Genomic DNA, 7,105 nt, shown 5'->3' with positions numbered 1-7,105 from the left:
ACGCCGGTGATACATAACACGTTAACGAATTTATCTAACAACTGCCCGCCCAGGAGGGGTGTGACGTAATGGTCGCAATCGGGGGAGTCCCCGCGGGGGGGGCCGCGGCGCCCCCCCCCGCGACTGCGCGCCCGCCTCATCTGCGAGCCGTGGTTGCGATCGAGGGATCGACGGACCCGTACGAATACGAGGTGATGCGATCGGGCAGCACTGGCCTCGCGATGATCCTGGCGTCGTGGTCGGCAGGGACGATGCTCTGTCTGAACTCCGTACCGCCCATCGCCGGCACGCCACGCGACAACGGCGACGAGGTCTGGGCCGAGCATCTCGACGGACTTACGCCGTGGCACTTCGCCTGGCGGGACCATCCGGCCAGGGACGAGTACTGGCAGGCCCGAGAGGTCGATCCGTCGACCGTGGAGGTTCCGACGATGGTCGTGTCCGGCTGGCGCGACACGAACGTCATGGGTGCGCTCCGTGACTTCTCCAGGCTCGGGTGCCCCAAGCGACTCATTGTCGGACCTTGGCAACACGGACTTCCCGACCGGGACGGGAATCGTCCGATCCATACCGTCAAGGAGATGACTGCATGGTTCGACCTGTGGATGCGGGAGGAGGAACCCGCCGAGAGCCGGGCCCGGCCGGAGACCGACCTATTCGTGCTCGGCGCAGATCAGTGGGAGTCCTATGACGAATGGCCTGCTACCGACCTGCGGACGTTCTACCTCGACGGAGCGAAGGGTCTGGTTTCGAGTCCTCCGTCCGAGGGTCGAGCGATCCCGGTCGTCTTTGACGCGTCCGTCGGCGTGCGAGGTGGCTTCGCTACGTCGCACGCGCCGCAAGAGCAAAGCGAGGACGACGCACGATCCGCGCTCTTCGACAGCGAGCCATTGGCCGAGCCGCTTGAGCTTCTCGGCGAGCTCGGTGTCGATCTCAACCTCGCCGGCATCACCCCGGACGTCGACGTCGCTGTTCGTGTTCTCGACGTCGACCCGGCCGGGGGCTCATCCCTGGTCTCGAAAGGCTTCCTGCGCCTCAGCAACCTTGCCCCGGACTATGTCGGGAAGTCCGTCGAGCCGCCGGGTGCGACGGTTCGGATCATGTGCAACCCGGTCAGGTACCACCTTCGTGCCGGCCATCGGCTCAGGTTGGCGGTGGCGGGTGCGGACTTCCCCGAGATGTGGCCGGCACCTCGGCCCGTGGACTACGGTGTGATCGCGGGCGGTCAGGACAGCCACTCGAGTCGGCTGACTATCCCTGTAGTCACAGCCAACCCAGGGGCCACTCCGCGATTCGAGCCGCCGGACAAGTCGTTGATCCGCCCGCCTGCGGGGCCTGGGCACTCGACACTGACTGTCTCCAGGTCCGACTCCGGGAGGGTCACCGTGGAGGCCTCCTCGGGAACCTCCCTCGAAACCTTCGACAAGGAGCTCGTGGAGTTCAGCCACTCCTCCTCCGCGTCCACAACGCCTTACTCGCCCGAACAGACGCAGGTCACGACCGAAGGCACGCTCGTGATCCATCAACACCATCGAACCGTCGCCATCGCAGCCACCTCGTACACCAGCACCGACATCGCGTCGGCGACGGTGGATATCAGCATCGATGGGGAGTCGGTCTTCCATAAGCGTTTCCGGCATCCCCCTGGGGAGTGACGAGACCATGTGGGTTGCGGGCCCTGAATCGAGGTCCGCAACCCACCCGGACCGATGCTCCGACGCTTCTAGGCGCGCCCTGAGTTGCCGACTCGTCCGGCTGCAGCGGGTCTGGATGGGCCGGTGCGCTCGAGGCACGGCTCACACCCCAGTGCAGCGCGACGGTCGTGACAGCGATGATCGCGGCTGCGCTCGCGTACGCCCAACGGGGTCCGGCGGCGGCGCTGATGCCTCCGGCCACCACCGGGACGAGGACCGCACCTACAGCCCACATGCTGTTGAGCACGCCGATTCGGGCGCCGCGGCTCGGGCCGTCCGGCGACCGATCATTTGTCGCCAGGGCGTAGCTCGTGGTCCCGATCGCTGCCCGCGGCAACGAGCTCACGATCACCGTGGCGAGGGCGGGATCGATGTCTGTGTCGCGACGCCGACCGCGGCGCCGGCGGCCTGGATGTCGCTGCGGTACCCGCGGACTTTGGCGGTCGACAAGCTCGGCCGGCGGCTGTCGTTCGGTTCTCGTGCGCACTTCTGCCCGTCGTCCCCGATCTACCGCCAGCGCAGCGGGGCCATTGCCACCGCTCTCGCGCGGTGGTATCGCGACCACTCTGCGTTGGTGCTGTGGCATGTGAACAACGAGTACAACGCCGAGTGCTACTGCGATGTCTCGGCGGTCGACTTGCGTACGTGGTTGCGTGAGCGCTACGGCAAGATCGACGTGCTGAACGAGACCTGGGGAACCACCGTCTGGGGGCCAGACCTACTGCGACGGGCCGAGGTGGAGCCGCCCCGGCCGTCGGTCACCTTGCTGAATCCGGCGCGGCTGCTCGACTGACGCCGGTTCGTTTCCGACGCTGCACTCGCGTGTTTCGTCAACGAACGGGACGCGATCCGTCGGCATACCCCTGCGGTTCCGGTGACGACGAACTTCATGACCATGCACAAGACGATCGATCACTGGACGTGGGCGGCCGAGGAGGACGTCGTTGCCCTTGACGCCTACCCGACCCACAGGATCCCGCTGCGTCCGTCGAGGTCGCCCTGGATTACGACCGGATGCGTTCCCTGCGCCGTGGCCAGCCGTGGATGCTGATGGAGCAGGCGACGTCAGCAGTTGGCTGGCCGTCGGTGAACTCGGCCCGCAACCCCGGTCACTTGCGTGTCGCGTCGATGCAGGCCGCGACCTCGGCACCCTCGCCGAACTCGCCGACACGACCGTGTCGACTGACGTCGCGATCGTCTGGGACTGGACTTCCTGGGCAACGCTAGACGAGCTACCGCGCCGGTTCGGAGCACGTCATCTACGCCGACCAGGTCCTGCGCTACTAGGGCCAACTCTGGCACCGCAACATCACCGTCGACCTGGTCCGCCCGACCGACGACCTCTCCCACTACCGCTTTGCTGATCATGTCGGCCGCCTTCGCCCTCGACGCCAAGGACGGCACGTCGCTACGCCGGTAGGTCGCCGACAGCGGCCACCTTCTCACCTCCTACGCCACCGGAGTCATCGACCGGACGACCGCCGTACATCCCGGTGGCGCCCCTGGCCCGATCCGGGATCTCCTCGGGCTGTCGATCGAGGAGTTCAACCCACTCACGGCCGGTCGGGAACTCACCGTCAAGGGTGGCCGAGCAACGCTGTGGCAGGACATCATCCGCCTCGAGGGTGCTACTGCCGTGGCTGACTACGCCGACGGACCGTGGGCGGGCACACCGGCCGTGACGACGTACGCACACGGCCGCGGCAGTGTCACCTACGTCGGCACGACCCTGTCCGAACCACTCGCCGGACAGCTCCTCGACCAGACACTCCAGCAGGCGAGCGTCGACACCTGTCCTTCCGAAGCCATGGTCGAAGTGGTCGAGCGCACCAACGACAGCTACCGCTACCTGATCGTTCTCAATCACCGCGGTTCTCCTGCGAACCACAACGCTCCGGAAAACGGCTTCGACCTGCTCTCCGCGGCGCGGGTGCTCAGGATCGATCGTGCTGCAGCCGTACGACGTAAACGTGATCCGCCTGCCCAAGTGCCTCAGCAAGCCGTGGAGGCGCTCCGCGCCGGGCCGGACCACTCCGCGTAACGACATGCCCGCGCGCCACGATAGGTAGTTCGGCCGGCGGAATGTGTGAACAGTTCGATTGATTGCTGTTCGGTGATCCGATATAACCGTCGGGCGGCACAGGGGAATCATCAAAGTCTCGTGGGGGGACTGTGAACAACAGCAAGTCGATCGAGGTAGAGCTGCCGACCGGCGAGGTCATCTGGGCGCGGGCCACGGTGGACGGTCCGCGGAATGTGGCAGCGCATCCGTTCCATCACCTCGACATGGAAGATTTCCGGCGGACTGTCAAAGGGGTGTCGGCGACACTGCGGCAGGCCGTTGGCGACCTGGCCCCGGACGAAACGCAGGTCGAGTTCGGGCTGGAGCTCGAAGTGAAAGCGGGCAAGCTCGTCAGCGTGCTCGCGGAGGCGGGTGCAACGGCCACCGTCAAGGTCGCTCTTACCTGGAAGCGGGAGGCCGAGCCGGCGGCAGCGCCTGGGCGCATCGCCGTGGCTTCAGAGTGAGCGGCACTCCCGTTGATGGATGTGCAAGCGAGGCTCAGCGAGCTCGCCCAGGAGTGCCGGGTACGGGTGGGCTCCGACCTGGAGAACGTGCCTGCCGGAGGCGGTTCAGGTGTGTGGATCGCGCCCGGCACCGTCCTGACCTGTGCGCATGTCGTTCCCCTGGGGCTCGACTCCAAAGTGGACGTGCAGTGGAACGGCGTGACTCTGTCAGGGACTGTCATCGACCATGTCCCGAACGAGAACTTGGACGACATCTGGCCGTTTCCCGACCTCGCGATCGTCACCGTGGATGACGTGGTCGATCATCCGTGCGCGTGGTTGTCCGAGGCGTCGCCCGGACCGGAGCTGCTCGCGATCGGCCACGCCGACGGCCTGAAGGAAGGTCTTCGCAAAGTCGCCTTCCGGGGCACCCACAGTGGCGTGCACGAGTTCGGCGCCGGTCGGTACTGGCAGCTCAAGGACAATGAGATCTTCGAAGGAATGTCCGGCGGCCCGGTACTGGATCTCGACCGCGGTGCGGTCTGCGGCGTCCTCACCGTGAGCATCTCTCAGGGCGCCGACCGAGGCGGTTACCTGGTGCCGATCGACGGCCTGCGCGCTCTGAATCCGGCCCGCCGGGCCGAGGTGCTCGGTGCGCATGATCGCTTCCACGGCGCCGACGACCGATGGACCTCGTTGCGTACCGACCTTCCCGGTCGGCGCGGACTGGTACCGGGCGCTCTGTCGGTCCCGGAGGAGACACAACTTCTCGCGCTGCTCGCCGAGCTCCCCGGGAAGAATTCGACGGAGCTGCTCACCCTTCTAGACGGCTGCTCGAGCGACGGGCGTATGGAGACCCGGGCGCCGACCGCTCTGCGCGACGTCGCCTACGCCTTGCTGGACCAGCGGGGCGACGACAGCGGTCCGGTCATTCCTGTTGTGCGAATGGTGCATCAGTTGGTGGGGAGTGATCCGACGCTCGGCATCCAGCGCGATCTGTACGACTGGGCGACCGCCCTGGCCGGCCGGCTCGGCCGTGGGCCCGAGTTGCAGGCGCTGCGCAAGCAGGAACCGCGGCCCGGATCAGCCGGTGGGCTGATCTCGATCGAGATCGTGCCAGGCACGGCGAGGACGGATCGGTACCGGCTCTCCGTGTCCGTCGAGCACAACCGGCATGGGCGGTACCCGATGTACCAGGACAAAGAGCCGCTGCTGACGATCGAGCGGGTCCGGGAGGTGGTCACCGAACAGCTGCGGACGGCCATCGATCGCTTGGCCGGCAACGCCGAGGTCGAGTTCGTCGTACCAATCGAGCTCTTCGACGAACCTTTCGACGAACTGGCGCCGATCCGGAAGTGGATCACTCTCGGACAGAAGTTCCGAATGGTCCTTCGGGACTTCGATCGCCAGTTCGATCGGAGCACCTACCACGACTGGCATCAACGGTGGCAGCAGTGGCTGCGACCCTCTCGCGGGATCCGGTGGATCACCTGCGAGGAAAGTCTGACGCCTACGCAGTTCTCGGCCGAACTCGAGCAGCACCCCGACATCGCCGGCGTGTTGCTCGCCAGGCGCCCGACGTCCAGTCCGCAGACCAGCGCGATCCTCAGGGTTGCGCTGGATTCAGGAGTGCCGATCGCGGTCTGGCGGCGCGATTCGTGTGCCGAGCACGACGCGTTCCACGAGGGCGACGACTGTTCGGGGAGCCGCTTCCAGGTCGCCTTCGATCCGGCGATGCGGTCCGAGGCCGTGCCGGATCTGCCCGAGACGATCAGGCAACTGCGCAACAAGCTCGCCGAGGGCACAACACAGCCCGAGGATCAGGACTGCCTCGGCATCGTCCTGCTCTGGGACGATCCGGCGCGACTGAACCGACCGGTCGCAGCCGTTCGCCAACCGCCGTACGACCCACCGGAGATCGCGATATGACCACCCGAACCTTCCGCGGCGATGGCCGGCCACACGATTGGAGCCTCCCGCCCGCGCCGCCTTGGCGGCAGTTCGACGGCGGTCCGGTCGTGCCGCCGCCGACCGCAGACGACGAGTCGGCGCTGTCCCCGAACGACGAGGAGCGCGCCCAGACCTACCTCGCCCACGAGCGCGAGATCGAACTGGTCAACGCCGCCCTCCTGCTCCGGCGGCCACTGCTGGTCACCGGCCGTCCGGGGACCGGGAAGTCCGCCTTCGCGTCCGCGATCGCTCACGAACTGAAACTGTTCCCGATGTTGCGGTGGCCGATCACCAGCAGAACGACATTGCAGGACGGCCTGTACCGCTACGACGCGATCGGACGCCTCCAGGACGCCAATCTCGCGCAGCAATCAAGCAGCGATATCGGAAGATACGTCCAGCTCGGGCCGTTGGGTACGGCGTTGCTGCCGTACGAACGCCCGCGCGTTCTCTTGGTGGACGAGATCGACAAGAGCGACGTCGATCTGCCGAACGATCTCCTCAACGTGCTCGAGGAAGGCGAGTTCCGGATCCCCGAACTGGTGCGCATCGCCGATACCGAACGCGAGATCGAGGTCGGCGTCGAACAGCAGAAGGCCCGGGTGCGGATCCGGGAGGGAGTGGTCCGGTGCCGGGCGTTCCCGATCGTCGTCATGACGAGCAATGGCGAGCGTGACTTTCCGCCCGCGTTCCTGCGCCGGTGCGTCCGGCTGGACATCGCCGAGCCCGACAACGTCCGGCTGGAGGCGATCGTTCGCGCTCACCTGGGTGACGAGGCGCTGGCTGCGAGCGGAGATCTGATCAACAGGTTTCTGCGCAACCGGAGCATCGGCGAGATGGCAACAGACCAACTCCTCAATGCGATCTACGTGTCCATGCACAGTGACCTCACGAGGGCCGAGGACAGGTATGCGCTGGGCGAACGACTCCTTCGTAGCTTGACCGCTGCGGGCTGA

The 7,105-nt window shown here is 66.4% G+C and carries 4 protein-coding genes and 3 pseudogenes; all 7 read left to right on the top strand.

Annotated features, from left to right (window positions below; all coding sequences use genetic code 11):
- Positions 1-41: 41 nt before the first annotated feature.
- The 7 genes and pseudogenes from ACIBL3_RS39330 to ACIBL3_RS39300 all read left to right on the top strand — a co-directional run bounded on the left by ACIBL3_RS39330 (position 42) and on the right by ACIBL3_RS39300 (position 7,105).
- On the top strand, positions 42-1,655 hold the full coding sequence (locus tag ACIBL3_RS39330) for a CocE/NonD family hydrolase (protein WP_396359057.1): 1,614 nt from the start codon (positions 42-44) through the stop codon (positions 1,653-1,655).
- Positions 1,606-2,745: pseudogene (locus ACIBL3_RS39325) on the top strand (beta-galactosidase). Before ACIBL3_RS39330 ends, ACIBL3_RS39325 begins: the two are co-directional and overlap by 50 nt.
- A pseudogene (locus ACIBL3_RS39320) lies at positions 2,688-2,921 on the top strand (beta-galactosidase); the annotation flags it as partial. The pseudogenes ACIBL3_RS39325 and ACIBL3_RS39320, both read left to right, overlap by 58 nt.
- 205 nt (positions 2,922-3,126) lie before the next feature.
- Positions 3,127-3,735, top strand: a pseudogene (locus ACIBL3_RS39315) (beta-galactosidase trimerization domain-containing protein); the annotation flags it as partial.
- A gap of 131 nt (positions 3,736-3,866) precedes the next feature.
- Positions 3,867-4,220, top strand: coding sequence for a CU044_2847 family protein (locus ACIBL3_RS39310; RefSeq protein ID WP_396359053.1), 354 nt, complete (start codon positions 3,867-3,869; stop codon positions 4,218-4,220).
- Between the two features lie 15 nt (positions 4,221-4,235).
- The gene (locus ACIBL3_RS39305) at positions 4,236-6,128 is read left to right on the top strand and encodes a trypsin-like peptidase domain-containing protein (RefSeq protein WP_396359052.1); all 1,893 of its coding nucleotides are present in this window, start codon (positions 4,236-4,238) and stop codon (positions 6,126-6,128) included.
- Positions 6,125-7,105: an AAA family ATPase gene (locus tag ACIBL3_RS39300; protein WP_396359051.1), complete on the top strand. Its 981-nt coding sequence runs from the start codon at positions 6,125-6,127 to the stop codon at positions 7,103-7,105. The genes ACIBL3_RS39305 and ACIBL3_RS39300 overlap by 4 nt, the downstream gene beginning before the upstream one ends.

The organism is Kribbella sp. NPDC050124 (genome assembly GCF_044460355.1).
Classification (GTDB): domain Bacteria; phylum Actinomycetota; class Actinomycetes; order Propionibacteriales; family Kribbellaceae; genus Kribbella.
The sequence above is the reverse complement of the archived record's forward strand: the minus strand, read 5'-3'. Positions and strand labels throughout refer to the sequence as shown.

Coding starts and splice junctions, on each gene's coding strand:
- ACIBL3_RS39305 (WP_396359052.1), top strand. CDS start 4,236: ATGGATGTGCAAGCGAGGCTCAGCGAGCTCGCCCAGGAGTGCCGGGTA.
- ACIBL3_RS39300 (WP_396359051.1), top strand. CDS start 6,125: ATGACCACCCGAACCTTCCGCGGCGATGGCCGGCCACACGATTGGAGC.